The sequence below is a fragment of the Pseudomonas citronellolis genome (assembly GCF_029335315.1).
Taxonomy (GTDB): Bacteria; Pseudomonadota; Gammaproteobacteria; order Pseudomonadales; family Pseudomonadaceae; genus Pseudomonas; species Pseudomonas citronellolis_A.
The window spans coordinates 1-24,065 of the sequence record NZ_JARJLT010000033.1; the positions used below are offsets into that span (position 1 = coordinate 1).

30 protein-coding genes and 1 riboswitch are annotated in these 24,065 nt (G+C 70.1%); of the genes, 14 read left to right on the forward strand and 16 right to left on the reverse strand.

Translation table 11 applies throughout. The features are described from left to right. Nucleotides 1–174: 174 nt before the first annotated feature. Complete coding sequence (locus P3W75_RS02575; RefSeq protein WP_276225808.1) at nucleotides 175–1,401, forward strand: alpha/beta fold hydrolase; 1,227 nt, start codon at nucleotides 175–177, stop codon at nucleotides 1,399–1,401. A gap of 119 nt (nucleotides 1,402–1,520) precedes the next feature. Here P3W75_RS02575 and P3W75_RS02580 read toward each other — a convergent pair whose 3' ends face one another. Further along, entirely contained in the window at nucleotides 1,521–2,375 is an 855-nt protein-coding gene (locus tag P3W75_RS02580) for a class I SAM-dependent methyltransferase (RefSeq protein ID WP_276225809.1), read from the reverse strand. A 62-nt stretch (nucleotides 2,376–2,437) separates the two neighbouring features. Here P3W75_RS02580 and P3W75_RS02585 point away from each other — a divergent pair, with 62 nt between their 5' ends. Both P3W75_RS02585 and P3W75_RS02590 read left to right on the forward strand, forming a co-directional pair. After that, entirely contained in the window at nucleotides 2,438–3,157 is a 720-nt protein-coding gene (locus P3W75_RS02585) for a DNA-3-methyladenine glycosylase (RefSeq protein WP_276225810.1), read from the forward strand. After that, nucleotides 3,154–4,467: a bifunctional DedA family/phosphatase PAP2 family protein gene (locus P3W75_RS02590; protein WP_276225811.1), complete on the forward strand. Its 1,314-nt coding sequence runs from the start codon at nucleotides 3,154–3,156 to the stop codon at nucleotides 4,465–4,467. The genes P3W75_RS02585 and P3W75_RS02590 overlap by 4 nt, the downstream gene beginning before the upstream one ends. Nucleotides 4,468–4,470: 3 nt before the next feature. Here P3W75_RS02590 and P3W75_RS02595 read toward each other — a convergent pair whose 3' ends face one another. Then, entirely contained in the window at nucleotides 4,471–5,385 is a 915-nt protein-coding gene (locus P3W75_RS02595) for a LysR family transcriptional regulator (RefSeq protein WP_276225812.1), read from the reverse strand. Nucleotides 5,386–5,488: 103 nt separating this feature from the next. Here P3W75_RS02595 and P3W75_RS02600 point away from each other — a divergent pair, with 103 nt between their 5' ends. After that, nucleotides 5,489–5,782 carry a putative quinol monooxygenase gene (locus P3W75_RS02600; protein WP_276225813.1) on the forward strand — a complete coding sequence of 98 codons (294 nt, stop codon included), beginning with the start codon at nucleotides 5,489–5,491 and terminating at the stop codon, nucleotides 5,780–5,782. A gap of 9 nt (nucleotides 5,783–5,791) precedes the next feature. Then, nucleotides 5,792–6,805: a zinc-binding alcohol dehydrogenase family protein gene (locus P3W75_RS02605; RefSeq protein WP_276225814.1), complete on the forward strand. Its 1,014-nt coding sequence runs from the start codon at nucleotides 5,792–5,794 to the stop codon at nucleotides 6,803–6,805. A 116-nt stretch (nucleotides 6,806–6,921) separates the two neighbouring features. Here P3W75_RS02605 and P3W75_RS02610 read toward each other — a convergent pair whose 3' ends face one another. The 12 genes from P3W75_RS02610 to nrdR form a co-directional block, all read right to left on the reverse strand. Then, nucleotides 6,922–7,734, reverse strand: a complete 813-nt coding sequence (locus P3W75_RS02610) for a cobalamin-binding protein (RefSeq protein WP_276225815.1) — start codon at nucleotides 7,732–7,734, stop codon at nucleotides 6,922–6,924. Further along, nucleotides 7,734–8,150 (reverse strand): MFS transporter, encoded by a 417-nt coding sequence (locus P3W75_RS02615; RefSeq protein ID WP_276225816.1) that lies wholly within the window; start codon nucleotides 8,148–8,150, stop codon nucleotides 7,734–7,736. The genes P3W75_RS02610 and P3W75_RS02615 overlap by 1 nt, the downstream gene beginning before the upstream one ends. Beyond that, nucleotides 8,147–8,770: a GTP cyclohydrolase II gene (ribA, locus tag P3W75_RS02620; protein WP_276225817.1), complete on the reverse strand. Its 624-nt coding sequence runs from the start codon at nucleotides 8,768–8,770 to the stop codon at nucleotides 8,147–8,149. The genes P3W75_RS02615 and ribA overlap by 4 nt, the downstream gene beginning before the upstream one ends. 205 nt (nucleotides 8,771–8,975) lie before the next feature. Then, nucleotides 8,976–9,623: a retropepsin-like aspartic protease family protein gene (locus P3W75_RS02625; protein WP_276225835.1), complete on the reverse strand. Its 648-nt coding sequence runs from the start codon at nucleotides 9,621–9,623 to the stop codon at nucleotides 8,976–8,978. An 88-nt stretch (nucleotides 9,624–9,711) separates the two neighbouring features. Beyond that, complete coding sequence (locus P3W75_RS02630; RefSeq protein WP_276225818.1) at nucleotides 9,712–10,227, reverse strand: phosphatidylglycerophosphatase A family protein; 516 nt, start codon at nucleotides 10,225–10,227, stop codon at nucleotides 9,712–9,714. A 6-nt stretch (nucleotides 10,228–10,233) separates the two neighbouring features. Then, nucleotides 10,234–11,193, reverse strand: a complete 960-nt coding sequence (gene thiL, locus P3W75_RS02635) for a thiamine-phosphate kinase (RefSeq protein ID WP_276225819.1) — start codon at nucleotides 11,191–11,193, stop codon at nucleotides 10,234–10,236. 14 nt (nucleotides 11,194–11,207) lie between these two features. Then, nucleotides 11,208–11,687 carry a transcription antitermination factor NusB gene (gene nusB / locus P3W75_RS02640; RefSeq protein ID WP_430765330.1) on the reverse strand — a complete coding sequence of 160 codons (480 nt, stop codon included), beginning with the start codon at nucleotides 11,685–11,687 and terminating at the stop codon, nucleotides 11,208–11,210. Further along, nucleotides 11,684–12,160, reverse strand: coding sequence for a 6,7-dimethyl-8-ribityllumazine synthase (gene ribH, locus P3W75_RS02645; RefSeq protein WP_276225820.1), 477 nt, complete (start codon nucleotides 12,158–12,160; stop codon nucleotides 11,684–11,686). Before ribH ends, nusB begins: the two co-directional genes overlap by 4 nt. Nucleotides 12,161–12,256: 96 nt before the next feature. Next, complete coding sequence (ribBA, locus tag P3W75_RS02650) at nucleotides 12,257–13,348, reverse strand: bifunctional 3,4-dihydroxy-2-butanone-4-phosphate synthase/GTP cyclohydrolase II (RefSeq protein WP_276225821.1); 1,092 nt, start codon at nucleotides 13,346–13,348, stop codon at nucleotides 12,257–12,259. 14 nt (nucleotides 13,349–13,362) lie between these two features. Further along, nucleotides 13,363–14,025, reverse strand: coding sequence for a riboflavin synthase (locus P3W75_RS02655; RefSeq protein ID WP_276225822.1), 663 nt, complete (start codon nucleotides 14,023–14,025; stop codon nucleotides 13,363–13,365). Between the two features lie 176 nt (nucleotides 14,026–14,201). Next, nucleotides 14,202–14,367: riboswitch (FMN riboswitch) on the reverse strand. A gap of 114 nt (nucleotides 14,368–14,481) precedes the next feature. After that, nucleotides 14,482–15,582: a bifunctional diaminohydroxyphosphoribosylaminopyrimidine deaminase/5-amino-6-(5-phosphoribosylamino)uracil reductase RibD gene (gene ribD / locus P3W75_RS02660; protein WP_276225823.1), complete on the reverse strand. Its 1,101-nt coding sequence runs from the start codon at nucleotides 15,580–15,582 to the stop codon at nucleotides 14,482–14,484. Then, on the reverse strand, nucleotides 15,579–16,043 hold the full coding sequence (gene nrdR / locus P3W75_RS02665; protein ID WP_276225837.1) for a transcriptional regulator NrdR: 465 nt from the start codon (nucleotides 16,041–16,043) through the stop codon (nucleotides 15,579–15,581). Before nrdR ends, ribD begins: the two co-directional genes overlap by 4 nt. A 121-nt stretch (nucleotides 16,044–16,164) precedes the next feature. On the opposite strand from nrdR, the gene P3W75_RS02670 reads away from it, so the two are divergent. From P3W75_RS02670 to trxA, 3 genes are all read left to right on the forward strand, one after another. Beyond that, complete coding sequence (locus P3W75_RS02670; protein ID WP_276225824.1) at nucleotides 16,165–16,611, forward strand: YbaY family lipoprotein; 447 nt, start codon at nucleotides 16,165–16,167, stop codon at nucleotides 16,609–16,611. Next, on the forward strand, nucleotides 16,608–17,267 hold the full coding sequence (locus P3W75_RS02675; protein WP_276225825.1) for a class I SAM-dependent methyltransferase: 660 nt from the start codon (nucleotides 16,608–16,610) through the stop codon (nucleotides 17,265–17,267). Before P3W75_RS02670 ends, P3W75_RS02675 begins: the two co-directional genes overlap by 4 nt. Nucleotides 17,268–17,435: 168 nt before the next feature. Next, nucleotides 17,436–18,305: a thioredoxin gene (trxA, locus tag P3W75_RS02680; RefSeq protein WP_276225826.1), complete on the forward strand. Its 870-nt coding sequence runs from the start codon at nucleotides 17,436–17,438 to the stop codon at nucleotides 18,303–18,305. A 154-nt stretch (nucleotides 18,306–18,459) separates the two neighbouring features. Here the strand turns inward: trxA and P3W75_RS02685 are convergent, their stop codons facing one another. Continuing rightward, complete coding sequence (locus P3W75_RS02685) at nucleotides 18,460–18,825, reverse strand: hypothetical protein (RefSeq protein WP_276225827.1); 366 nt, start codon at nucleotides 18,823–18,825, stop codon at nucleotides 18,460–18,462. Nucleotides 18,826–18,959: 134 nt separating this feature from the next. Between P3W75_RS02685 and P3W75_RS02690 the strand changes: the two genes are divergently transcribed. The 6 genes from P3W75_RS02690 to P3W75_RS02715 all read left to right on the forward strand — a co-directional run bounded on the left by P3W75_RS02690 (nucleotide 18,960) and on the right by P3W75_RS02715 (nucleotide 23,337). Next, on the forward strand, nucleotides 18,960–19,520 hold the full coding sequence (locus P3W75_RS02690; RefSeq protein ID WP_276225828.1) for a DUF2796 domain-containing protein: 561 nt from the start codon (nucleotides 18,960–18,962) through the stop codon (nucleotides 19,518–19,520). A gap of 8 nt (nucleotides 19,521–19,528) precedes the next feature. Next, nucleotides 19,529–20,236 (forward strand): ABC transporter ATP-binding protein, encoded by a 708-nt coding sequence (locus P3W75_RS02695; protein ID WP_276225829.1) that lies wholly within the window; start codon nucleotides 19,529–19,531, stop codon nucleotides 20,234–20,236. Between the two features lie 2 nt (nucleotides 20,237–20,238). Further along, nucleotides 20,239–21,504, forward strand: a complete 1,266-nt coding sequence (locus tag P3W75_RS02700) for an ABC transporter permease (RefSeq protein ID WP_276225830.1) — start codon at nucleotides 20,239–20,241, stop codon at nucleotides 21,502–21,504. A gap of 9 nt (nucleotides 21,505–21,513) precedes the next feature. After that, nucleotides 21,514–22,044, forward strand: a complete 531-nt coding sequence (locus P3W75_RS02705) for a DUF3299 domain-containing protein (protein ID WP_276225831.1) — start codon at nucleotides 21,514–21,516, stop codon at nucleotides 22,042–22,044. Nucleotides 22,045–22,179: 135 nt separating this feature from the next. Further along, complete coding sequence (locus P3W75_RS02710; RefSeq protein WP_276225832.1) at nucleotides 22,180–22,899, forward strand: OmpW family outer membrane protein; 720 nt, start codon at nucleotides 22,180–22,182, stop codon at nucleotides 22,897–22,899. 81 nt (nucleotides 22,900–22,980) lie between these two features. Continuing rightward, entirely contained in the window at nucleotides 22,981–23,337 is a 357-nt protein-coding gene (locus P3W75_RS02715) for a SirB2 family protein (protein ID WP_276225833.1), read from the forward strand. Here P3W75_RS02715 and P3W75_RS02720 read toward each other — a convergent pair. Then, nucleotides 23,338–24,065 (reverse strand): NAD-dependent epimerase/dehydratase family protein (locus tag P3W75_RS02720; protein ID WP_276225834.1); only part of this gene is annotated, 728 nt, incomplete at its 5' end.

Consider the following 24,065-nt stretch of genomic DNA (forward strand, 5'->3'; position numbering starts at 1 on the left):
ACGGGACAGTGACACCCGCGCCGAGCACCGGCGTTCGCGCCCGCCCGAAGGTTGGGTAAACAAAAGTCCGCGCGCTGTCTACCTTGGAGCCACCCGGTCGCGGAACGCCAGCCCTTCACCGTCCGGCACGCCAGGGAAGAACAACAAGAGGCGGAACACCGCCGGAGACACGCCATGCGCTATCGCACCGATTACAGCGCCCAGACCCTCAGCGCCGCCCCGGCGACGCTCGAACTGGACGGTTGGCAACTGCACTACCAGGCCTTCTCCCACCAGGCCTGCGACCCGCGCCCGCCGGTGCTGCTGCTCGGCGGCGCGTTCCAGAGCTTCCGCTCGTTCGCCAGCGAGGTCAGCGAGCTGCTCGCCGAACACCCGGTGATCCTCCTCGACCTGCCCAGCCAGGGCGGCAACCTGCAACTGGCGCCGCAGTTGAGCCTGGAGGACCTGGCCGACCTGATCGCCGCCTTCGCCGAGGAACTGCAGCTGCCGCCGCTGATGCCCATCGGCCTGTCCTACGGTTCGGCCCTGGCCGCGCTGTTCGCCGCCCGCCACCCGAAGCGCTGCGCGCGCCTGCTGCTGGCCGGCATCACCGCGTTCGGCCGCCCCGGCGCCCGCGCGCTGCTGGAAGAAGCCCTGGCGCGGCTCGACCTGGGCCAGCACGAACCCTTCGCCAACGGCGTGCTGACCGGCCTGATCAACCCGTTGCGGCTGGCCGACACCGGCGTCTCACCGGTATTCCGCAAGGCCCTGCTGCGCCAGCTGCAGCGCCTCACCCCGGCGGAAGTCGAGCGCTACCGGCAGAACAGCCGGCGCCTGCTGGCCTTCGGCGGTTTCGCGCGCCACCCGCAATGCCCGACCCTGGTGCTGGCCGGCGAATACGACCACTTCACCCAGCCCTGGGAGCACGCCGAGTTCGCCCTGGCCTGCGGCGACGCGCAGTTCGCCCTGATCCACGACGCCGACCACCTGGCCCAGTTCGAACGGCGCGGCGCCTGCGCCCGCCTCTATACGCCGTTCCTCGAAGGCCGCGCGCTGCCCCGTGACGCCGCCGGCAGCACGCGCTTCCAGCGCCAGCAGCTGCCGCACCTGGAGCGGCGCTTCGAGCCGCGTCTGGCGCCGCCGCAGCCGCGCGCCCTGCTGCACCACGCCGAAGGCGGCGAATGGCGCTGCGAACTGGCGGAAGTCGGTTACTTCGGCGGCCTAGTGCACGCCGAACTGCCGGCGGAACTGCCGCAACGCGGTTGGCGCATCGCCATCAGCGGGCTGGCGGAACTCGACATCCTGCCGCTGCGCCGCACCGTCGACGGTTTCGCCTTCATCTTCCCCCACGGCGAACCCCAGGCCAGCGCCAGCCTGGCGGCCCTGGTGACGCCGCTGCAGCAAGGCGCTCGCGCCGCCTGACACCGCGAACGGTCATGCGCCCTACGCCGAGCCCCGTAGGGCGCATAGCGCCCCAAGCGTTATCCGCCACCCAGGCTCGCGCCTGAACGCGAAGCGATCCCCATCACCACAAACGCAACTCAGGTGCGGGCTTCGATCACCCGCACCAGGCTCGGCAGGCGTCCGCGCGGCAGGCACAGCTCGGCGCCGTGGACCTGCGGGTCGAGCACCTCCACGCCGGCGAAGCCGCAACCCTTGAAGGCGCTGGCGATCTCCGCCTCGCTGCGGTAGTGCAGCGGGTAACCGCCACGGGTCAGCCGGCCAATCAGGCCGACGCCCCAGCGGATCTGCCGATAGCGCGGGTGCTCGCGCAGGTCGGGGTAGAGCTCGGTGAGGTAGGTGGCCGCCGGGAAGTCCGCCAGCGTCGCCGCCAGGCGGGTCCAGAAATCCTCGATCAGCGGGCGCTGGAAGTAGTTCACCAGGCCCTCGGTGATCACCACCAGCGGACGCCGGCGGTCGAGCTGGGCGAACAGCGCGGCCAGGCTGTGCGGGCCGTCGGCGGCGAGGATGTCCACCGGGCTGACCCGGTGCCGCTCGTCCAGCCAGCCCTGCTCGCGCAGCAGCGCCGACTTGCGCGCGGCCATCGGCGGCAGGTCGGCTTCGAGGTAGTCCAGCTGTGGATAACGCTGCCGAAAGCGTCGCCCGCGCGGCGACAGGCCGCAGGCGATCTCCACCACCTGGGTGGCGCCGCGCTGCTCGATGGCCTGGCGCAGGCGCGCGTCGATCAGCAGGTGGCGCTGCAGCAGGAAGTCTTCGATGTTCAGGCCGAAGCCCAGGCGCGCGCCCCAGTTGATCGGCGCCACGCAGCCGTGCACCCAGCGCCCGAAGGCGGTGGCAAAGGCCGGCTCGGCGAGCTGGTGGCGGAACCACACATAGCCGGTGTAGTGCGCGCTGGGGGTGATGTGCGCGCTGTCGGCGCGGACGCGTTCAGCCATGATTCAGCCTCTTGTTATTATCATCGGTCAGCCTAAGAGCGCTCTGGACCTCACACAATCCCATGTCCGCCGAACCCATCCTTGGTTTGCCCTGGCCGCAGGCCCGACCACTGCCCGACGCCTTCTTCGACCGCGACGCCCTGCTGGTGGCCCGCGAACTGCTGGGCAAGGTGATTCGCCACCGCGTCGGCGACCTCTGGCTGTCCGCCCGGATCATCGAGACCGAGGCCTACTACCTGGCCGAGAAAGGCAGCCACGCCTCCCTCGGCTACACCGAGAAGCGCAAGGCGCTGTTCCTCGACGGCGGGCACATCTACATGTACTACGCGCGCGGCGGCGACTCGCTGAACTTCAGCGCCGGCGGCCCGGGCAACGCCGTACTGATCAAGTCCGGCCACCCGTGGATGGACCGCGTCAGCGGCGACGACGCCCTCGCCCGCATGCGCCGGCTCAACCCCGCCGCCGACGGCGGCGAACGCCCGCTGGGCAAGCTCTGCGCCGGCCAGACCCTGCTGTGCAAGGCCATGGGCCTGAAGGTGCCGGAGTGGGACGCGCAGCGTTTCGACGCCCATCGGCTGTTCGTCGACGACCTCGGCGACACCCCCTCGCAGGTCATCCAGGCCAGCCGCCTGGGCATCCCCCACGGCCGCGACGAGCACCTGATGTACCGCTTCGTCGACGCCGCCTTCGCGCCTTTCTGCACACGAAACCCTTTGCGCCGCGGCCAGGTCGAAGGACGCGACTACTACTTGCTGGACAGTTCGGAACCGCACCGCACATGAGCCTGGAACTCTTCAATCAATGGATCGCCGGCCACCCGCAATGGCTGGGCCTGCTGGTCTTCCTCGTGGCCTTCCTCGAATGCGCGGCGGTGGTCGGCCTGGTGCTGCCCGGCGTGGTGATGCTCTTCGCCCTCGCCGTGCTCGCCGGCGGTGGCGCCCTGGGCCTGGGCCAGACGCTGCTGCTGGCCTTCGCCGGCGGCCTGCTCGGCGACCTCTGCTCGTACTTCATCGGCCGTCGCTTCCACCAGGACATCCGCCGCCTGCCGCTGCTGCGCGGGCATCCGGAATGGCTGGCCGGGGCCGAGGGCTTCGTCGCCCGCTACGGCGTCGCCAGCCTGCTGGTGGGGCGGTTCATCGGCGCCCTGCGGCCGTTCCTGCCGCTGGTGGCGGGCATGCTCGACATGCCCTTCGGGCGCTTCCTGGCGGTATCGATACTGGCCGCCGGCGGCTGGTCGGTGGCCTACCTGCTGCCCGGCTGGAGCACCGGCGCGGCCCTGCGCCTGCCGCTGCCGGAAGGCTTCTGGCCGGAGATGGCGGTGGTCGCCGGCGGCCTCGCCGTGCTCGGCGGCGCGCTGATCCACGCCTGCCTCAAGCGCCGTCACGGCACCGCGCTGATCGCCGCCGGGCTGAGCGCCGCGCTGCTGTTCGGCGTGCTGCTCGGCTGGCCGTACCTGGACGCCCTCGACCACGGCCTGATGACGCTGATCCAGCAGGAGCGCAGCCCATGGCTCAACGAGGTGATGGTGGCGGTGACGCGCCTGGGCGACTTCCGCACCCAGGTGATCGTCGGCGTGCTGCTCAGCGTGCTCCTGCTGGCCCTGCGCAAGTGGCGCCACGCCCTGTTCGCCGGCGGCACGCTGCTCGCCACCGCGCTGCTCAACACCACCCTCAAGCACTTCTTCGGCCGCGCCCGGCCGGAGGTGATCGCCGACCCGCTGAGCGCCTTCAGCATGCCCAGCGGACACAGCTCGGCGTCCTTCGCCTGCTTCCTGGTGCTCGGCGTGCTGGCCAGCCGCGAAGGCTCGCCACGGGTGCGCCTGACCTGGCTGCTGCTGGCCATGCTGCCGGCGGCGTGGATCGCCGGTTCGCGCCTGTACCTGGGCGCGCACTGGCCCAGCGACGTGATCGCCGGCGCGCTGCTGGCCGCCGCCGTGTGCGCCGCGGCGCTCTGGCTCAGCCAGTTGCGCCAGCCGCTGCCGGCGCTGCCGAAACGCGCCTGGTGGTGTCTGGTGCCGGCGCTGTTGCTGGTGTTCTCGCTGTCGGTCGGCTGGGACCTGAGCCACGCCGTGGCACGCTACCGCCCGCTCTGAGCCTCAGCGCCAGGGCGCGCCGCGCAGGTGCTCGGCGCAGCGCTGGCGGACGAACTCGCGCAGCAGCGTCACCGGCGGGCTCAGCTGCTCGCGGTGCGGGCAGAACAGATTGAGCGGCGCGGCCTCGCCCAGATACTCCGGCAACGCCACCTCCAGGCGCCCGGCGCGCACGTCGGCAGCCACGTCCAGCCAGGACTTGTAGACCAGCCCGCGCCCGGCCACGGCCCAGCGGCGCACCACGTCGGCGTCGTCGCAGACGCGGTCGCCGCCCACCTCCACCACCTGCTCGCGCTCGCCATCGCTGAAGCTCCAGCGCTCGTGCACGCGCCCGCCGAGCATGTACAGCAGGCAGTTGTGCCGGGCCAGTTCCTCGGGCCGTTGCGGCTTACCGTGACGGGCGAAGTAGGCCGGGGCGCCGCACAGCACCCGGCGGTTGTCCGCCGCCAGGGGCAGCGCCACCAGGCTAGAGTCCGGCGGCAGGCCGAGGCGGATGGCGACGTCCACCGGCTGACGGTAGAGGTCGGCCTGGCGGTCGCTGATCAGCAGGCGCAGGTGCAGGCGCGGATGCTGCGCCTGGAAGGCGTCGAACCACGGCAGCAGCACGTTGCGGCCCAGGTCCGAGGGCGCCGATACCTGCAGCGTCCCGGCGATCTCGCTGCGCCCGCCGGCCAGGCGCTGGCGGCCCTCCTCCAGGCTCTGCAGCGACGCCCGCGCGTGGCCGAGGAACAGCTCGCCCTCGGCGGTCAGCCGCAGGCTGCGGGTGGAGCGGGCGAACAGGCGCACCTGCAGCGCTCCCTCCAGGCGCTTGAGCGCGGCGCTGGCCACCGCCGGCGACACTTCCAGCTCGCGGGCGGCGGCGGACAGGCTGCCGCGCTCGGCGGTGCGGACGAACACCTGGAGATCATCGAGGCGCAGCATTTTCAAAATTCCTTTGAAAGAGACTCTCTTCCTACCCGGTTTTTCCTGATAACGAAAGAGCGGAGGATGCACCCATCCCCCACCGCCGCAAGGAAGAGTCCCGATGAGCACGCCCATCACCCTGATCGCCATCATCCGCGCCAAGCCCGGCCGCGCCGATGCACTCCAGGCCCGGCTGGCCGACCTGCGCGGACCGTCGCGCGCCGAGGCCGGGTGCGTCCAGTACGACCTGCACCGCGACCGCAAGGACCCGGACCTGATCTACATGGTCGAGCAGTGGCGCGACGAAGCCGCCATCGCCGAGCACGAGGCCAGCCCTCACTTCCAGGCCTTCGTCAAGGCCGCCCAGGCCGACCTGGCCGAACTCGACATCCGCCTGATGAACCGCATCGACTGAGGAGCCAGCATGAAAGCCATCGGTTACACCCACAGCCGGCCGATCGACGCCGCCGACGCCCTGCTCGACATCCAGCTGCCGGAGCCGACGCCCGGCCCGCGCGACCTGCTGGTGGAAGTGCGCGCCATCTCGGTCAACCCGGTGGACACCAAGGTGCGCCAGCGCGCCGAACCGGCGGCCGGCGAGTACAAGGTGCTGGGCTGGGACGCCGCCGGCGTGGTCCGCGCGGTGGGCAGCGAGGTCAGCCTGTTCCGCCCCGGCGACGAGGTGTTCTACGCCGGCGACCTGACCCGCCCGGGCAGCAACGCCGAACTGCAGCTGGTGGACGAGCGCATCGTCGGCGCCAAGCCGTCCAGCCTCGACTTCGCCCAGGCCGCGGCCCTGCCGCTGACCAGCATCACCGCCTGGGAACTGCTGTTCGAGCGCCTGCAGATCGCCGAAGGCGCGGCCAGCGCCGGGCAGAGCCTGCTGATCGTCGGCGCGGCCGGCGGCGTCGGCTCCATCCTCACCCAGTTGGCGCGCCAGCTGACCGGCGTCACCGTGATCGGCAGCGCCTCGCGGGCGGACACCCAGCAGTGGGTGCGCGACCTCGGCGCGCACCACGTGATCGACCACGGCAAGCCGCTGAGCGAGGAGCTCAAGCGCATCGGCGTCGGCCAGGTGACCCACGTGGCCAGCCTGACCCACACCGACAGCCACCTCGAACAGATCGTCGCCAGCCTGCGCCCACAGGGCCGCCTGGGCCTGATCGACGATCCGGCGAGCCTGAACGTCGGCCTGCTCAAGCAGAAGAGCCTGTCGCTGCACTGGGAGTTCATGTACACCCGCTCGATGTTCCAGACCGACGACATGATCGAGCAGCACCGCCTGCTGCAACGGGTGTCGCGGCTGGTCGACCAGGGTGTGCTGCGCACGACGCTGGGCGAGCACTTCGGCCGCATCGACGCCGCCAACCTGCGCCGCGCCCACGCCTTGCTGGAAAGCAACAAGGCCAAGGGCAAGATCGTGCTGGAAGGCTTCTGATCGGCGGCCCGATCTGGTGTAAGGCGGATAACCGTTCGCGGTTATCCGCCGCCGGCCAGCGCAGCGCAGCGCCTGTCCGGCGGAAACGGCGGATAACGCCCGGGGCGTTATGCGCCCTACGGTGAGTCCGAGGTCTTCGCGGTGGCGAGCAGGCGGCAGAGCTTCTCGGTCGCCGCCAGCATCGCGTAGCTCGGCCGCTCCAGGTTGCGGTCGGGCAGCACCCAGAGCTGCTTCAGGCGGGTCGCGCTCAGCTGCTGCATGCGCTGCCACTCGGCCGCCTGCGCGGGGTTGGGCGCCAGTATCACTTCCGGGTCGCGGGCCAGCACCGATTCGATGCCCACCTGCGGAGCCGGCTGGGTCAGGTCGTCGAACAGGTTGCGCGCCCCGCACACGCGCAGCGCGTCGCTGACCACCTGCGGGCCGCCGAGGGTGTACAGCGGGCGATCCCAGACCTGGTAGAACAGCCGCAACGGGCGCTCGCGGGCGTAGTCGCGGCGCAGCCCGGCGATGCGTTCGCGGAAATCGGCGGCCAGGCTGCGGCCCTTTTCTTCCGCGCCCAGCAGCGCGCCGAGCGTCTCCAATTGCCTGGGGATATCGTCCAGCGTGTGCGGCTCAGCGCTGTACAGCGTCAGGCCGAGGCCCTTGAGGCGCGCCAGCTGGGCGTCGGGAATGCTGCCGGGCCAGACCAGCACCAGGTCCGGCTGCAGGCTCAGCAGGCGTTCGAGGTTGAGCTGCCCGTAGCGCCCCAGCGAGGGCAACGCGGCCAGTTGCGCTGGCCGTTCGTCGCCGTCGAGCACACCGACCAGGCGCGCGCCGGCGCCCAGCTCCAGCACGCTGTCGGTCATCGACGGCGACAGGCTCACCACCCGCTGCGCCGCCAGCACCGGCAGGCACAGCGAGAGCAGCAGGAGGGCGGCGAGGCTACGCATCAGAGCAGTTGGCGCGGCAGGCGGTAAAGCCAGAGGATCAGCAGGCTGGTGACGCCGAGAAGGATCAGCGCCACGCCGGAAAGGTCGGTGAAGCAGGCCAGCGCACCGATCCAGGCCGGCAGGCCGGCGGCGTAGGCGCCGTTGCGCCGGGCCAGCGCCAGCTCCGCCCAGGCGGCGGGCTCGTCGGCCGTGTCACGGGCCTTACCGGCGGCGATCAGAGCGAACTTGTAGCGACGGAACAGCGGCAGGGTGACGAACATCGAGAGCAGCGCGGCGATGTACAGCGGGGTGGCCAGCACGGCCAGGGCGTCGATCTCGAAGCCCCACAGCAGCAGCGCGAGCAAGGGCCCGAGGGCCAGCGCCAGGTGCAGCCACCAGAGACGCGCCTGGCGGCCGAACGCGGCGGCGCGACTCACTGCGCCTCGATCTCCGCCTCGCCCTGGTGCAGCTCGCCGAGCATGTGCCCGAGCTTGCCGGCCTTGGTCGCCAGGTAGCGCTTGTTGTGCGGGTTGAGGCCCTTCTGCAGCGGCACGCGCTCGGCCACGGTGAGGCCGTAGCCTTCCAGCGCCTTGACCTTGCGCGGGTTGTTGGTCATCAGCTTCAGCGAGCTGACGCCCAGGTGCTGCAGCATCGGCAGGCACATGGCGTAGTCGCGCTGGTCGGCGCCAAAGCCGAGCTTGAGGTTGGCTTCGACGGTGTCGGCGCCCTGGTCCTGCAGCTCGTAGGCGCGGATCTTGTTCAGCAGGCCGATACCACGGCCTTCCTGGCGCAGGTACAGCAGCACGCCACGGCCATCACGGGCGATGGCGGACAGCGCGCCTTCGAGCTGGAAGCCGCAGTCGCAACGCAGGCTGAACAGCGCGTCGCCGGTCAGGCATTCGGAGTGCAGGCGACCGAGCACCGGCTGGCCGTCGTCGATCTTGCCCATGGTCAGGGCGACATGTTCCTTGCCGGTTTCCTCGTCGAGGAAGCCATGCATGGTGAATTCGCCGAAGGGAGTGGGCAGTTTGGAGGCGGCGACGAACACGACGGACACCGGAAACTCCTGAAAGTCAGACAGTAGGAAGAAGCCGGCATTGTAACAGCAGTGCCGGGGCGACCGTCATTGCGAAATCCGCAACTCGGCTATCGAAGCCATCGATAGATCGCCGCTTGTGCAGAGCCCCTTCACGGCCTCGCGAGCTAGAGCAGAACAAGGCGGAAGCGGTTATGCCGACGCGCAGCAGGCCGTGGAGGGGCTCTCAGTGCTTGGACTGGATGTACATCATCCCCTGCTCTTCCCGCCAACCGACGCGGTTGAGGAAGCTCATGCCGAGCAGGATTTCGGTGGGGAACTGGCCTTCCAGCACGCTGGCGTCCACCCCCAGCACCTCGATGCCGCCGAGCTTCACGCTGTTCAGGCTGATGCGCCAGCCCTTCACGGTGCCGCTGGCGGTGGAGGCGACCATCGGCTTGCCGACCACCCGGAAGTCGATGCCCAGGCGACGCGCCTCGTCTTCGTTCATCGCCACCGTGGTGGCGCCGGTGTCGACCAGGAACTGCGCGTTCTGCCCGTTGATCGAGCCGGACACCCAGTAGTGCCCGCCGGCGCCGCGGGCAATGCTCATCTCCTGCACCGGCGCCGGCGCCGAATAGCCGCTGGCGTTGTACTCGCGACTCAGCTCGTAGGTGCGTTCCACGCCGTCGACGCGCAGCACCGCCTTGTGCGCGTCGGCGCTGACCACCTGCACCCCCTGCGGGCCGGTTTCGCCGACGCGGACGAACTTGCGCTGGCCGTCGACGTTGAGCACCGCGGCATTGGGGAACAGCCCGACCACCCACACCTGCGGGGCGGCGAGCGCCGCGCTGGCGGCTAGGGCGAGACTCAGGGCGGACAACAGGCGCAGCATCATCGGGATCCTCGTCGGCGGGCGCGCGGGCTGGTCGCGCAACGATACAGGGACGCCGCGGCGCCGTCAGTGACGGATTCGGCTGTTGTCAGATCAACCAGCGGGCCCAGGCCCAGACCACGCCCTGCATGGCCAGCCAGGCGAAGACCCCGGCGAGGATGTCGTCGAGCATGATGCCCACGCCGCCGTGCACGTGGCGGTCGATCCAGCGGATCGGCCAGGGCTTGAGGATGTCGAAGAAGCGGAACATCAGGAAGCCGACCAGCAGCCACCACCAGCCCTCGGGCACCAGCCAGAGGGTGATCCACATGCCGACCATCTCGTCCCAGACGATGCCTTCGTGGTCGTGCACGCGCAGGTCGTCGGCGACCTTGCCGCACAGCCAGAAGCCGAACAGCATGGTGACCCCGAGCATCAGCCAGTAGCCCCAGTCGGGCAGCAGCTGCCACAGCGGGATGAACGGGATGGCCACCAGCGAGCCCCAGGTGCCCGGCGCCTTGGGCAGGGTGCCGGAGCCGAAGCCGAAGGCCAGGAAGTGCCAGGGGTTGCGCCACACCGAAGGGGGGACGGGCTGCGCCGGGGCTTGGTCGGGATGTTCCGTCACGCGGTTCTACTCCGTGAAGTGCAGGTAGCCGCCCTGGCGCGGCGTGATGTCGTGGCCGCCGGCGTCGAGCACGCGCACGCCTTCGCCGGCCTCGGCGCGGCCGATCGCCGCCAGTTGCGGCCAGCGCGCCTGCAACGCCGGCAGCTCGGCCGGCGGCAGGGTGAAGGCGATGACGTAGTCGTCGCCGGCGCCGAGCTTGGCCTGCAGCGCCCGTTCGGCGCCCAGCAGGTTTTCCAGCGGCGCGCTGGCGGGCAAGCGCTCGGCTTCGATGACCAGCGCCACGGCAGAAGCGCGGGCGATGTGCCCGCAGTCGGCGAGCAGGCCGTCGGAAACGTCCAGCGCCGCCGTGGCGTGGCCGCGCAAGGCCTGGCCCAGCGCCAGCTGCGGTAGCGGCGACCAGTAGCGCGCCAGCAGCGGCTCGGCCACCGCGGGTTCGGCCGCCAGGCGCCCGAGCACCAACTCCAGCGCGCCGCCGGCCTCGCCGAGCGGGCCACCGACGCAGAGCAGGTCGCCCGGACGCGCGCCGGCGCGGGTCAGCGCCTGGCCGGCGGGCACCTGGCCGAATACCGTCAGGGTCATGCTCAGCGGGCCACGGGTGGTGTCGCCACCGACCAGGGCCAGGCCACAGGCCGAAGCCATGTGGTTGAGGCCCTGGGCGAAGGCTTCCAGCCAGGCCGGATCGGCCTCGGGCAGGGTCAGCGCGAGGGTGAAGGCCAGGGGCGCGGCGCCCATGGCCGCCAGGTCGCTGGCGGACACCGCCAGCGCGCGCTGGCCGAGCAGGAAGGGATCGCAGAGCGCCGGGAAGTGCACGCCGGCCACCAGGGTGTCGGTGGACACCGCCAGTTGCTGGCCGGCGCCCGGCGCCAGCAGGGCGCAGTCGTCGCCGATGCCCAGGGCCACGCCTTCGGCCGCGCCCGCGCAAGCGGCCGCGGCGAAGTAGCGACGGATCAGCTCGAACTCACCCATGCCTCGCGATGGGCTCAGCGCTTGGCGCCGCGCAGCTCGGCGGCGCGCAGACGCGGCGCCAGCTTGTCCAGCACGCCGTTGACGAACTTGTGGCCGTCGGTGGCGCCAAAGGTCTTGGCCAGTTCGATGCCTTCGTTGATGACCACCTTGTAGGGCACATCCAGGCGGTTGCGCATCTCGTAGGTGGACAGGCGCAGGATCGCCAGCTCGACCGGGTCGATCTCTTCCAGCGGGCGGTCCAGGCAGGGCACGAACTCCTGCTCCAGCTCGCTCTTCTGGCGCGGCACGCCATGCAGGATCTCGTGGAAATAGGCGCCGTCGACGTCGCTGAAATCGTTATCGGTGCGGAACGCCGCCTCGATCTCGTTCAGCGGCTGGCCGGCCATGTGCCAGGAGTACAGGGCCTGCACCGCGAGGCTGCGGGCCTTGCGACGCATGGCGATCTTGTTGGGCTTGGCCGGCTTGGACGGGGTGCCGTTGTCGTTGCTGCTCACTTGGCCTCCAGCTGCGACAGCAGGCTCACCATTTCCAGGGCGGAAAGAGCAGCCTCGGCGCCTTTGTTGCCGGCCTTGGTGCCGGAGCGCTCGATGGCCTGTTCGATGGAGTCCACGGTCAGCACGCCGAAGGCGACCGGTACGCCGAACTGCAGGGAAACCTGGGCCAGGCCCTTGGTGCATTCGCCGGCGACGTATTCGAAGTGCGGGGTGCCGCCACGGATGACCGCGCCGAGCGCGATGATGGCGTCGAACTCGCCGCGCTGGGCGACTTTCTGCGCCACCAGCGGGATTTCGAAGGCGCCCGGGGCGCGGACGATGGTGATCTCGCTTTCAGCGACGCCGTGGCGCACCAGGGCGTCGATGGCGCCTTGCACCAGGCTTTCGACGACGAAGCTGTTGAAGCGGCCGACTACCAGGGCGAAACGGCCTTTGGGGGCGATGAAGGTACCTTCGATGGTCTTCAGGGTCATGGCGGATCTCATCTGTCTAAAGAGCCGGGGCGCGTAGGCGCGCCCCGAAAAATGGGGCTGCAAGGACTACCGCCGCGCGGGGCGCGGCGGCAGGACTCATTCAGCGGGCAGGTATTCTACAACTTCCAGGTCGAAGCCGGATATCGCGTTGAAACGCATCGGCGCCGACATCAGGCGCATCTTGCGCACGCCCAGGTCGCGGAGGATCTGCGAACCGGCGCCTACCGTACTGTAGGTGGTCGCGGCCTTGGGCGCTGCGCTGGCGGCGATTTCGCGCACGTGGGCGAGCAGGTCTTCGCCACCGATCTGGTGGCCCAGCAGCAGCACCACGCCGCTGCCGGCCTCGGCCACCTTGGCCATGGCCGCGCGCAGGCTCCAGCGCCCGGCCTGGTTGACCATCAGCAGGTCGCGCAGCGGGTCCATGTTGTGCACGCGCACCAGGGTCGGGGTCTCGGCGCAGATGTCGCCCAGGGTCAGCGCCAGGTGCACTTCGCCTTCCACCGAGTCGCGGTAGGTGATCAGCTTGAACTGGCCCAGTTCAGTGTCCAGCGGCTGCTCGGCGAGGCGCTCGACGGTGCGCTCGTGGATCAGGCGGTAGTGGATCAGGTCGGCGATGGTGCCGATCTTGATGCCGTGCTGCTCGGCGAAGGCTTCCAGTTCCGGACGGCGGGCCATGCTGCCGTCGTCGTTCATGATCTCGCAGATCACCCCGGAAGCCTCGAAACCGCCCATGCGCGCCAGGTCGCAGGCCGCTTCGGTGTGGCCGGCGCGGGCCAGCACGCCGCCGGGCTGGGCCATCAGCGGGAAGATGTGGCCGGGGCTGACGATATCGGCGGCCACCGCTTCCTTGGCTGCCGCGGCCTGCACGGTGCGCGCGCGGTCGGCGGCGGAGATGCCGGTGGTGACGCCTTCGGCGGCCTCGATGGAGACGGTGAACTTGGTGCCGAAGCCGGAACCGTTGCGCTGCACCATCAGCGGCAGGCCGAGACGCTCGCAGCGCTCGCGGGTCATCGGCATGCAGATCAGGCCACGGGCGTACTTGGCCATGAAGTTGATGTCTTCGGTGCGCACGCACTCGGCGGCCATGATCAGGTCGCCTTCGTTCTCGCGGTCCTCGTCATCCATGAGGATGACCATCTTGCCTTGGCGGATGTCTTCGACCAGTTCTTCGATGCTGTTGAGTGCCATCTGGGCAGCTCCTGTCAATGCTTCATGAAGCCGTTTTCGGCCAGGAATGCTTCGGTGATGCCGGAGGCGGCGGGTTCGGCGGCCTTGTCGCCGAGCAACAGGCGCTCCAGGTAGCGCGCCAGCAGGTCCACCTCCAGGTTGACCTCAAGGCCCGGACGGTAGTCGGCCATGATGGTCTCGACCAGCGTGTGCGGGACGATGGTCAGTTCGAACTCGGCGCCGCTCACCGCGTTGACCGTGAGGCTGGTGCCGTCGACGGTGATCGAGCCCTTGAGGGCGATGTACTTCGCCAGCTCGCGCGGGGCGCGCACGGTGAACTGGATGGCGCGGGCGTTATCCTCGCGCTTGACGATCTCGCCGACGCCGTCGACGTGGCCGCTGACCAGGTGGCCGCCCAGGCGGGTGGTCGGGGTCAGGGCCTTTTCCAGGTTGACCCGGCTGCCGACCTTCAACTGGTGGAAGGCGGTGCGCGCCAGGGTCTCGCGGCTGACGTCGGCCCAGAAGCCGTCGCCGGGCAGCTCCACGGCGGTCAGGCAGATGCCGTTGACCGCGATGCTGTCGCCCAGCTTGACGTCGCCCAGGTCGAGCTTGCCGGTCTGGACGTAGAGGCGCACGTCACCGCCCTTGGGGGTGATCGAGCGGATGCTGCCGATGGCTTCGATTATGCCGGTGAACATGTAGCCTCCCGGAAGGCGCAATACGCTTGCGCACGGGCGTGCCGGCCGAAGGGGGCCAGCGCAGCGGGAACGAAGGGGTGATGCATGGTGCTGAAACTCCTGTTTTGGGAAAAACAGGGCATGCCGATCGAAGGGACACGACGCGCAGGCGTGCAGACGCACCTTGCGCAGGTTCATCCCGTTCTCTCTTCATCCGGACTATTACCGTCGGCCTCGGAATCACACCGGGTCTGCTGACCTCGCCGCTGCGGCGGTGAGCCGGTCGTGGCGAGCGCTCGCGGGCTAGACGCATTGCGCGCCATTACCGCCGGTGGGGACTTGCACCCCGCCCTGAGAACGTCAATCGCGGCCGTTACAGCGTTGGCCGCGTGTGGCGTTTTACCACAGGCCGGCGCAAGTCGGAAGGTTCAGTTTGCTCTCCCCCCGCATTCGCAGGGGGTAGCACAGCCAATTCCGTCAGACTGGCCGCGCCGTGACCAGCCAGTCGTCGCCCACGGCGCGGATGTCGGTGATCTTCAGCTCGCGCGCCTCGGCCATCGTCTCCAACGGCAGCTCCAGCAGCGGCCGCGCGGAGGAGCCGAGCAGCTTGGGCGCGACGAATATCCGGTACTCGTCCACCAGGCCCAGGCGGGCGAAGGCGCCGGCCAGGCGCGGCCCGGCTTCCACCAGCACCTCGTTGGCGCCGCGCGCGCCCAGCTCGGCGAGCAGCCGGGCCAGGTCGACATGGCCGTCGGCGCCGGGCAGCGCCAGCAGCTCGCGGCCCTCGGCGGCGAAGCCGTCACGCTCGGCGCAGCTGGCCACCAGTGCCGGGCCGGCACGGTAGAAGGCGGCGTCGGTCGGCACCCGCAGACGGCCGTCGACCAGCACGCGCAAGGGTTGCCGCGCGGCGGCCAGGGCGGTCTGCTCGGGGTCCAGGCCCAGCTCGTCGGGGCGCACGGTCAGGCGCGCGTCGTCCAGCAACACGGTATCGGCGCCGGAGAGCACCACGCTCGAACGCGCGCGCAGGCGCTGTACGGCGCGGCGCGCGGCGGGCCCGGTGATCCACTGGCTTTCGCCGCTGGCCATGGCGGTGCGCCCGTCCAGGCTCATGGCGAGCTTGACGCGGACGAACGGCAGGCCGGTCTCCATGCGCTTGATGAAGCCGGCGTTGAGTTCGCGGGCCTCGGCTTCCAGCACGCCACAGGCGACCTCGATGCCGGCCTCGGCCAGGCGCCGTAGGCCACGCCCGCCGACTTGCGGGTTGGGGTCCTGCATGGCCGCCACCACCCGCGCGACCCCGGCGTTGACCAGGGCGTCCGCGCAAGGCGGGGTGCGGCCGAAGTGGCTGCAGGGTTCCAGGGTCACGTAGGCGGTGGCGCCGCGGGCGGCGTCGCCGGCCTGGCGCAGGGCGTGGACCTCGGCGTGCGGTTCGCCGGCGCGCACGTGCCAGCCCTCGCCGAGCACCTGGCCGCCCTTGACGATCACGCAGCCGACGCGGGGGTTGGGGTGGGTGGAATACAGGCCCTGGCGCGCCAGCTCCAGCGCGCGGGCCATGTGGGCCTGGTCGACGGCGCTCATTCCTTGGACGGCTCCCGCGCCAGGCGCTCGATTTCCTCGCGGAATTCGTTGAGGTCCTGGAAGCGCCGGTAGACCGAGGCGAAACGGATGTAGGCGACTTCGTCGAGCTTCTGCAGCTCGCCCATCACCAGCTCGCCGAGCACCCGCGACTTGATCTCGCGCTCGCCGGTGGCGCGCAGCTTGTGCTTGATGTGGGCGATGGCCTCTTCCAGGCGCTCGATGCTCACCGGGCGCTTCTCCAGCGCGCGCTGCATGCCGGCGCGCAGCTTGTCCTCGTCGAACGGCTGGCGGCTGCCGTCCTGCTTGATCAGCCTGGGCATGACCAGTTCGGCGGTCTCGAAGGTGGTGAAGCGCTCGCCGCAGGCCAGGCACTCACGGCGGCGGCGGACCTGGTCGCCCTCGGCGACCAGGCGCGAATCGATGACTTTGGTGTCGTGGGCACCGCAGAAAGGACAATGCATGGCAGATAATGGCCCGACGAAATGGACGATCATGGTAGCCCATCCGCCCCTCCCCGAGACAAGCCGCACGCTTTAGGCTATACAGGCGCCGCCCTGGAACCTGTCGCGAGGGATTTCGCCCATGCCGCTCCGCCTGATCTGCCTGTTCGCCCTGGCCCTGCTGGCCGCCTGCTCGAGCAAGCAACCCGCCCCGCAGCAAACCGCCGCCAACGCCCCGGCCAAGGTCGCGGTGACGCCGCTGGCAGCCAACCAGCGCGAGCTGTCCGGGCTGATCACCAGCAGCCGCGGCGCCCTGCCCGACGGCGCCGAAGTGGAGCTGGCGCTGTTGCTGATGGATGAGCGCGACCGCCCGCAGCGCGCCCTGGCCAGCCTCGACCTGGTCGGCAACGGCGGCGCCCTGCCCTTCAGCCTGCGCTACGACCCCAGCGACTTCCCCGCCGGCGGCCGCATCGAACTGCACGTGCGGGGTGCGCAGAACGGCCAGCTGGCCTGGCGCCTGCGCCCGCTGACGATCGCCCCGGGGCAGTCCCAGGCGCTCGGCGAACTGCGCCTGGAGCCGGCCCCGTGAAGGCGCCGGAGGAACTGCAGGCCGCCCTGGGCGAACTGCTCGGCGACGCCCGCCTGAACGCCGAGCGCCTGCCCGGCTGCGATATCTCGCTGTGGCTGATCGACGCCTTGAACATGGACCGCCAGTTCAACCCCGAGGAAACCCGGCGCATCCTCGAGGAACCGCCCTACTGGTGCTTCTGCTGGGCCAGCGGCCTGGCCCTGGCGCGCTGGCTGGCGGAGCGCCCGCAGTGGGTGGCCGGCAAGCGCGTGCTGGACTTCGGCGCCGGCTCCGGTATCGCCGCCATCGCCGCGGCCAAGGCCGGGGCCGCCGAAGTGGTGGCCTGCGACCTCGACCCGCTGGCGCTGGCCGCCAGCCGCGCCAACGCCGAGCTGAACGGCGTGCAGCTGCGCTATTCCGCGGACTTCTTCGGCGAAGAGGACCGCTACGACCTGATCCTGGTCGCCGACGTGCTCTACGACCGCGCCAACCTGCCGCTGCTCGACGCCTTCCTCGGCAAGGGCCGCGAGGCGCTGGTGGCCGACTCGCGGGTGCGCGACTTCCAGCACCCGCTGTACCGCCGCCTGGGCATCCTCGACGCCTGCACCTGGCCGGACCTGGCCGAGCCCCACGAATTCCGCAAGGTCAGCCTCTACCACGCCAGCCGGCCGCTGTAGGGCGCATAACGCCTCGGGCGTTACCCGACACGACGGCGGATAACCGCGAACGGTTATTCGCCCTACGTCCCGGCGGACGCCGTGCAGCCCTGCCTTGTTTCCGTCCGCCGCGCCCCCACCTATAGTGACCTGCATCCCCATCGCCCCTTGCGCCCGACGAGAGCTTCCATGAGCGACACGCCCTACATCTTCGACGTCACCACCGCCGACTTCGACCAGCTGGTGATCCAGAACTCCTTCCACAAGCCGGTGCTGGTCGACTTCTGGGCCGACTGGTGCGCGCCCTGCAAGGCGCTGATGCCGATGCTGGCGCAGGTCACCGAGTCCTACCAGGGCGAACTGCTGCTGGCCAAGGTGAACTGCGACATCGAGCAGGACATCGTCATGCGCTTCGGCATCCGCAGCCTGCCCACCGTGGTGCTGTTCAAGGACGGCCAGCCGGTCGACGGCTTCGCCGGCGCGCAGCCCGAATCGGCCGTGCGGCAGATGCTGGAGCAGCACGTGCAGCCACCGGCCGCGCCGGCCGCCAACCCGCTGGACGCCGCCCAGGAGGCCTTCGCCGAAGGTCGCTTCGCCGAGGCCGAGGCCCAGCTCAAGGCCCTGCTCAGCGAAGACAACGGCAACGCCGCGGCGCTGATTCTCTACGCCCGCTGCCTGGCCGAACGCGGCGAACTGGGCGAAGCCGAAACCGTACTGGCCGCGGTGAAGAGCGACGAACACAAATCCGCCCTGGCCGCCGCCAAGGCGCAGCTGACCTTCCTGCGCCAGGCCGCCGACCTGCCCGACGCCGCCACCCTGAAGACTCGCCTGGCGGCCGACGCCGGCGACGACGAAGCGGCTTACCAACTCGCCGTACAGCAACTGGCCCGGCAGCAGTACGAAGCGGCGATGGACGGCCTGCTGCGGCTGTTCCAGCGCAACCGCGGCTACGCCGAGGACTCACCGCGCAAGACCCTGGTGCAGGTGTTCGAGCTGCTCGGCAACGAGCACCCGCTGGTGATCGCCTACCGGCGCAAGCTGGCGAATCTGCTGTATTGAGCCGGGCACGTAACAGCGGCTCCGTGGCCAGCCGCGAAGCCCACGGACAGGTCGGATAAACGGCGTATAACGCGGAGCGTTATACGCCCTACGCCAATCCTGCCCCCACGTAGGGCGTATAACCGTTCGCGGTTATACGCCGATACGCCCTGCGTCAGGCCTCGACCCAGGTAAACACCTGAGTCCCGTCGCGCACCTCGATCTTCACGTTCGCGCTGTGCCGCAGGCGCACCAGCAGGCCCTTGGCCGCGCCCGCGCTGCCGGCCAGGGCGGCCAGTTCGTCGAGCAGTTGCGGGCCTTCGCAGCTGCCGGCCTGGCGCAGCAGGTCGCGGGCCGACTGCCAGAGGCGCTCCGGGCCGCTCAACGGCGCCGCCGGGGTCCTGTCCACGGCCGCGCCGGGCGACACCTCCGGCGCCGCCGGCGCCTGCCGCAGCGCGGCGCCCAGGCGCTGCCATTCCAGCTCGTCCAGTTCCAGGGTCAGGTCCACCGGCCATTCCCCCAGTTTTCCGCGAATTCGCATGCTCGTTTCCTCCTGCATGCGCGCATGCTCCCACGCCCGGACGGGCGCGCCAATCTCCGGCGACGCCCCTAGCCAGCGGCAACATTTCGTTATAACGTAACGCACCTTCGATTCCGCCACCGCTGGAGAACCCCATGCGTCCGCTGCTGCTTGCCCTGGCCCTGATTCCCTTCGCCGCCGCCCAGGCCCACGACGACCACGAGCACGGCAGTCTCGGCAAGCATGAGCACGGCGTGGCCCAGCTCAACGTCGCCCTCGACGGCCAGACCCTGGAACTGGAAGTGGACAGCCCGGCGATGAACTTCGTCGGCTTCGAACACCCGGCCAGCAGCGCCGCCGACCAGGCCACCGTGGCCGCCGCCCGCGCCCAGCTGGGCAAGCCGCTGGAGCTGATCGACGCGCCGCTGGCGGCCCAGTGCAGCGTGACCCAAGTGGAGCTGCAGAGCCCGCTGTTCGGCAACGCCAAGGCCGAGGACCACGATGACGACGGCGACGAGCACGAAGGCCACCAGCACAGCGACATCAACGCCCACTACACCCTGACCTGCGCCAGCCCCGAGGCCTTGGGCGAGCTGGACTTCGCCCCGCTGTTCAAGCGCTTCCCCGGCACCCAGAAGCTGGTGGTGCAGCTGATCGGCCCGAACGGCCAGAAAGGCGCCGAGCTGACCCCGGCCAGCAGCCTGCTGAAGTTCTGATCGGCACCATGGACGCACTGCTCGAACTCCGCGACCTCGGCTTCGCCTGGCCCGGCCAGGCGGAGCTGCTGGACATCCCGCACTTCACCCTCGGCCGTGGCGAGACCCTGTTCCTCAAGGGCCCCTCCGGCAGCGGCAAGACCACCCTGCTCGGCCTGCTGGGCGGCGTGCAGAAGCCGCAGCGCGGCAGCATCGCCCTGCTCGGCGAAGACCTGGCGCAGCTCTCGGCGGCGCGCCGCGACCACTTCCGCGTCGACCACACCGGCTACATTTTCCAGCAGTTCAACCTGCTGCCGTTCCTCTCGGTGCAGGAGAACGTCGAGCTGCCCTGCCACTTCTCGCGCAGCCGCGCGGCGCGCGCCCGCGAGCGCCACGGCAGCGTGGCCGAGGCCTCGCGCACGCTGCTCGCGCACCTCGGGCTGGGCGACGAAAGCCTGCAGCGGCGGCGCGCCGACAACCTCTCCATCGGCCAGCAGCAGCGGGTCGCCGCGGCGCGCGCGTTGATCGGCCAGCCGGAGCTGGTGATCGCCGACGAACCCACCTCGGCGCTGGACGCCGACGCCCGCGAAGCCTTCCTCCAGTTGCTGTTCGCCGAATGCCGCGCGGCCGGCGCCAGCCTGCTGTTCGTCAGCCATGACCAGAGCCTGGCGCGGCTGTTCGACCGCAGCCTGTCCCTGGCCGACCTCAACCGCGCCGCCAGCGCCCCGGGAATCTGAGCATGTACCTGTTGCGCCTGGCCCTCGCCAGCCTCTCCAACCGCCGTTTCACCGCGTGGCTGACGGTCTTCGCCATCGCCCTCTCGGCCTGCCTGCTGCTGGCCGTGGAGCGGGTGCGCAGCGAAGCCCGCGCCAGCTTCGCCAGCACCATTTCCGGCACCGACCTGATCGTCGGCGCGCGCTCCGGCTCGATCAACCTGCTGCTGTACTCGGTGTTCCGCATCGGCAACGCCACCAACAACATCCGCTGGGAGAGCTTCGAGACGGTCAAGGCCAGCCCGCTGGTGAAATGGGCCATCCCCATCTCCCTCGGCGACTCGCACCGCGGCTACCGGGTGATGGGCACCGACACCGGCTACTTCGAGCACTACCGCTACGCCCGCGACCAGCAGCTGCAACTCGCCGAGGGCCGGCCGTTCGGCCAGGACCTGTTCGACGTGGTGCTCGGCGCCGAGGTGGCCGAGGCGCTGCACTACAAGCTCGGCGACCACATCGTGCTCAGCCACGGGGTGAGCACCATCAGCCTGGTGCAACACGACGACAAGCCGTTCACCGTGGTCGGCATCCTCAAGCGCACCGGCACGCCGGTGGACCGCACCCTGCACATTTCGCTGGCCGGCATGGAGGCGTTGCACGTCGACTGGAAGAACGGCGTGCCGGCACGCGGCGCCGGGCGCATCAGCGCCGACCAGGCGCGGCACATGGACCTGCAGCCGACCGCCATCACCGCCTTCCTGCTCGGCCTGAAGAGCAAGGTGGCGACCTTCACCCTGCAGCGGCAGATCAACGAATACGACGGCGAGCCGCTGCTGGCGATCCTCCCCGGCGTCGCCCTGCAGGAGCTCTGGGGCCTGATGGGCACGGCGGAGAAGGCGCTGTTCGTGGTCTCGCTGTTCGTGGTGCTGACCGGGCTGATCGGCATGCTCACGGCGATCCTCACCAGCCTCAACGAACGCCGCCGCGAGATGGCCATCCTGCGCTCGGTGGGCGCGCGCCCCTGGCACGTGTTCAGCCTGCTGCTGGCCGAGGCCTTCGCCCTGGCCCTGGCCGGCGTCGCGCTCGGACTGGGCCTGCTGTATATCGGCATCGCCACCGCCCAGGGCTACGTGCAGGCCAACTACGGCATCTTCCTGCCACTGGCCGCGCCCAGCGCCTATGAGTGGTCGCTGCTCGGCGGCATACTGCTGGCCGCCGTGGCCATCGGCTGCGTGCCGGCCTGGCGCGCCTACCGCCAATCCCTGGCCGATGGCCTGTCGATCCGCATCTGAGCCACCGCCATGAAGAACACCGCCGCCACCCTGCTCGCCCTGCTCCTGCTCGCCGCCACCGGTGCCTGGGCCGACGCCCCGCGCACCCTGACCTGGCCGCAGCTGATCCCCGAGGGCGCGCCGCCGCCCCCGCCGCCGGTGCCGCTGCACGACCTGTCGCAGCTGAGCGACGCGCTGAACGCCGAGAGCGGCCCGGCGGCCAAGCAGCAATCGCCGGCGGCGCCGGTGGTGCAGGCCCTCGACGGCCAGGAAGTGAAGCTGCCCGGCTACATCGTGCCGCTGGACGTCGGCCAGGACGGCGAGGTCAGCGAATTCCTCCTGGTGCCCTACTACGGCGCCTGCATCCACGTGCCGCCACCGCCGTCGAACCAGATCGTCTACGTGCACCAGGCCAAGGGCGTGAAGATGGACGAGCTGTACCAACCCTACTGGGTCAGCGGACGCCTGCAGGTGAAGCACATCGACAGCGACCTCGCCCAGGCCGGCTACCAGTTGCAGGCCGAGAGCGTCGCGCCCTACGAATACGAAGAGGGGCAGTGACCTGCGACACCCAGTCGCAGGCCGTCTACGACGCCGACGTCCGGGCTTTATTGAGCTGAATCAAGAAGAACCCTCTAACGCTGTCTACCATGATGCCTACCAACACTATTCGAAACATCATGGAGCACCACCATCATGCGCAAGTCCTGGCTCACCGCCTCCCTGCTCGCCGCCGTCGCCGCCACGCCGTTCGCCGCCCAGGCCGCGGACATCCAGGGCCACAAGGCCGGTGACTTCATCGTTCGCGGCGGCTTCGCCACCGTCGCCCCGGATGACAGCAGCAGCGACATCAAGCTCGACGGCGGCAAGGTCGGCGGCACCAAGGCCACCGTCGACAGCGACACCCAGCTGGGCCTGACCTTCAGCTACCTGCTCACCGACAAGATCGGCGTCGAGCTGGTCGCCGCCACCCCCTTCAATCACCAGGTCGACGTCAAGGGCCTGAACCGCGCCACCGGCCTGACCGGCCTGGACGGCAAGCTGGCCGACATCAAGCAACTGCCGCCGACCGTGCTGCTGCAGTACTACCCGATGGGCGGCACCAACTCGGCCTTCCAGCCCTATGGCGGCCTGGGTGTGAACTACACCACCTTCTTCGACGAAGACCTCGCCAGCAACCGCAAGGACCAGGGCTTCAGCAACCTGAAGCTGCAGGACTCCTGGGGCCTGGCCGCGGAACTGGGCATGGACTACATGCTCAACGAACACGCCCTGGTCAACGTCGCCGTGTGGTACATGGACATCGACACCAAGGCCAGCGTCGACGGCCCGAGCGCCCTGGGCGTACACAAGACCAAGGTCGACGTGGACGTCGATCCGTGGGTCTACATGGTCGGCTTCGGTTACCGCTTCTAAGCTACAAGCAGTCAACTCCTGGGGACCCCACCCCAGCGTAAGGCGCCTTCGGGCGCCTTTCGTCATTTCACGGGAAAGCCCATGTACCTCTGGCTAAAACACCTGCACATCAGCCTCGCGGTGCTCAGCAGCCTGCTCTTCCTCTGGCGCCTGGGGCTGAGCTGGGGCGGCCGGCGCACCGCCGGCTGGCAGCGCTGGGCGCCGCACCTGGTGGATACCCTGCTGCTGCTCAGCGCCCTGGGCCTGGTGCACCTGGCCATGCCCTGGCCGCTGCCACTGTGGCTGCAGGCCAAGCTGGGGTTGCTGCTGGGCTACATCGTGCTCGCCGCCTTCGCCCTGCGCAGCGCCGCGAAGGCGCCCAAGGCGCTGCTCAGCGCCCTGACGCTGGGCTGCCTGGGCGGCATCTTCTACCTGGCGCTGAACAAGCCCTGGTGGTGATCAGCGCCCGAGCAGGCGCGCCAGGCCGACGTCGAGGGGAGTCGGCTGCTCCAGCCGGTAATGCGCCAGCAGGCGGCCGTTGTCGGCGCGCGAGTGGCGGATGTCGCCGGCGCGCGGCGCGGCGTGGGTCACCGGCGGCAGGCCGCCGACCAGCTTGCCGATCTCGCCGAGCAGCTGGTTCAGGCTGGTCACCTGGTTGAGCCCGACGTTCAGCGCGCCCTCGGCCACCCGCGGCGCCTCCAGGGCCTGCACCAGCAGTTGCACCAGGTCGCCGACGTAGATGAAGTCGCGGGTCTGCTCGCCGTCGCCGAACAGGGTGATCGGCTGCGCGTCGAGCGCGCGCTGGGTGAAGATGCTGATCACCCCGGAATAGGGCGAGGACGGGTCCTGGCGCGGGCCGTAGACGTTGAAGAAGCGGAAGATCGCCGGCTCCAGGCCATGCTGGCGGCGATAGAAATCGAAGTAGAACTCGCCGGCCAGCTTGTCCGCCGCGTAGGGGGTCAGCGGCGCCTTGGGCAGGTCTTCGGTGATCGCCGTGCCCTCGCCGTTCTGCCCGTAGACCGCCGCGCTGGAGGCGAACAGTACGCGCCGCACGCCCTGCTCGCGCATGGCCTCGCAGAGGTTCAGGGTGCCGATGAAGTTGCTCCGGTGGGTGGCCACCGGGTCTTCCACCGAGGCCTGCACCGAGGCCACCGCAGCCAGATGCGCCACCGCCTGGCAGCCCTGCA

Bases quoted from the DNA above. Each gene is read 5' to 3' on its own strand.
- P3W75_RS02585 (WP_276225810.1), top strand. From the start codon at position 2,438: ATGTCCGCCGAACCCATCCTTGGTTTGCCCTGGCCGCAGGCCCGACCA.
- P3W75_RS02695 (WP_276225829.1), top strand. From the start codon at position 19,529: ATGGACGCACTGCTCGAACTCCGCGACCTCGGCTTCGCCTGGCCCGGC.
- P3W75_RS02655 (WP_276225822.1), bottom strand. From the start codon at position 14,025: ATGTTCACCGGCATAATCGAAGCCATCGGCAGCATCCGCTCGATCACC.
- P3W75_RS02710 (WP_276225832.1), top strand. From the start codon at position 22,180: ATGCGCAAGTCCTGGCTCACCGCCTCCCTGCTCGCCGCCGTCGCCGCC.
- P3W75_RS02625 (WP_276225835.1), bottom strand. From the start codon at position 9,623: ATGCTGCGCCTGTTGTCCGCCCTGAGTCTCGCCCTAGCCGCCAGCGCG.
- P3W75_RS02580 (WP_276225809.1), bottom strand. From the start codon at position 2,375: ATGGCTGAACGCGTCCGCGCCGACAGCGCGCACATCACCCCCAGCGCG.
- P3W75_RS02685 (WP_276225827.1), bottom strand. From the start codon at position 18,825: ATGCGAATTCGCGGAAAACTGGGGGAATGGCCGGTGGACCTGACCCTG.
- trxA (WP_276225826.1), top strand. From the start codon at position 17,436: ATGAGCGACACGCCCTACATCTTCGACGTCACCACCGCCGACTTCGAC.
- ribBA (WP_276225821.1), bottom strand. From the start codon at position 13,348: ATGGCACTCAACAGCATCGAAGAACTGGTCGAAGACATCCGCCAAGGC.
- thiL (WP_276225819.1), bottom strand. From the start codon at position 11,193: ATGGGTGAGTTCGAGCTGATCCGTCGCTACTTCGCCGCGGCCGCTTGC.
- P3W75_RS02610 (WP_276225815.1), bottom strand. From the start codon at position 7,734: ATGCGTAGCCTCGCCGCCCTCCTGCTGCTCTCGCTGTGCCTGCCGGTG.
- P3W75_RS02705 (WP_276225831.1), top strand. From the start codon at position 21,514: ATGAAGAACACCGCCGCCACCCTGCTCGCCCTGCTCCTGCTCGCCGCC.
- P3W75_RS02700 (WP_276225830.1), top strand. From the start codon at position 20,239: ATGTACCTGTTGCGCCTGGCCCTCGCCAGCCTCTCCAACCGCCGTTTC.
- ribD (WP_276225823.1), bottom strand. From the start codon at position 15,582: ATGAGCGCCGTCGACCAGGCCCACATGGCCCGCGCGCTGGAGCTGGCG.
- nrdR (WP_276225837.1), bottom strand. From the start codon at position 16,043: ATGCATTGTCCTTTCTGCGGTGCCCACGACACCAAAGTCATCGATTCG.
- P3W75_RS02590 (WP_276225811.1), top strand. From the start codon at position 3,154: ATGAGCCTGGAACTCTTCAATCAATGGATCGCCGGCCACCCGCAATGG.
- P3W75_RS02595 (WP_276225812.1), bottom strand. From the start codon at position 5,385: ATGCTGCGCCTCGATGATCTCCAGGTGTTCGTCCGCACCGCCGAGCGC.
- P3W75_RS02715 (WP_276225833.1), top strand. From the start codon at position 22,981: ATGTACCTCTGGCTAAAACACCTGCACATCAGCCTCGCGGTGCTCAGC.
- ribH (WP_276225820.1), bottom strand. From the start codon at position 12,160: ATGACCCTGAAGACCATCGAAGGTACCTTCATCGCCCCCAAAGGCCGT.
- P3W75_RS02690 (WP_276225828.1), top strand. From the start codon at position 18,960: ATGCGTCCGCTGCTGCTTGCCCTGGCCCTGATTCCCTTCGCCGCCGCC.
- P3W75_RS02605 (WP_276225814.1), top strand. From the start codon at position 5,792: ATGAAAGCCATCGGTTACACCCACAGCCGGCCGATCGACGCCGCCGAC.
- P3W75_RS02600 (WP_276225813.1), top strand. From the start codon at position 5,489: ATGAGCACGCCCATCACCCTGATCGCCATCATCCGCGCCAAGCCCGGC.
- P3W75_RS02670 (WP_276225824.1), top strand. From the start codon at position 16,165: ATGCCGCTCCGCCTGATCTGCCTGTTCGCCCTGGCCCTGCTGGCCGCC.
- P3W75_RS02575 (WP_276225808.1), top strand. From the start codon at position 175: ATGCGCTATCGCACCGATTACAGCGCCCAGACCCTCAGCGCCGCCCCG.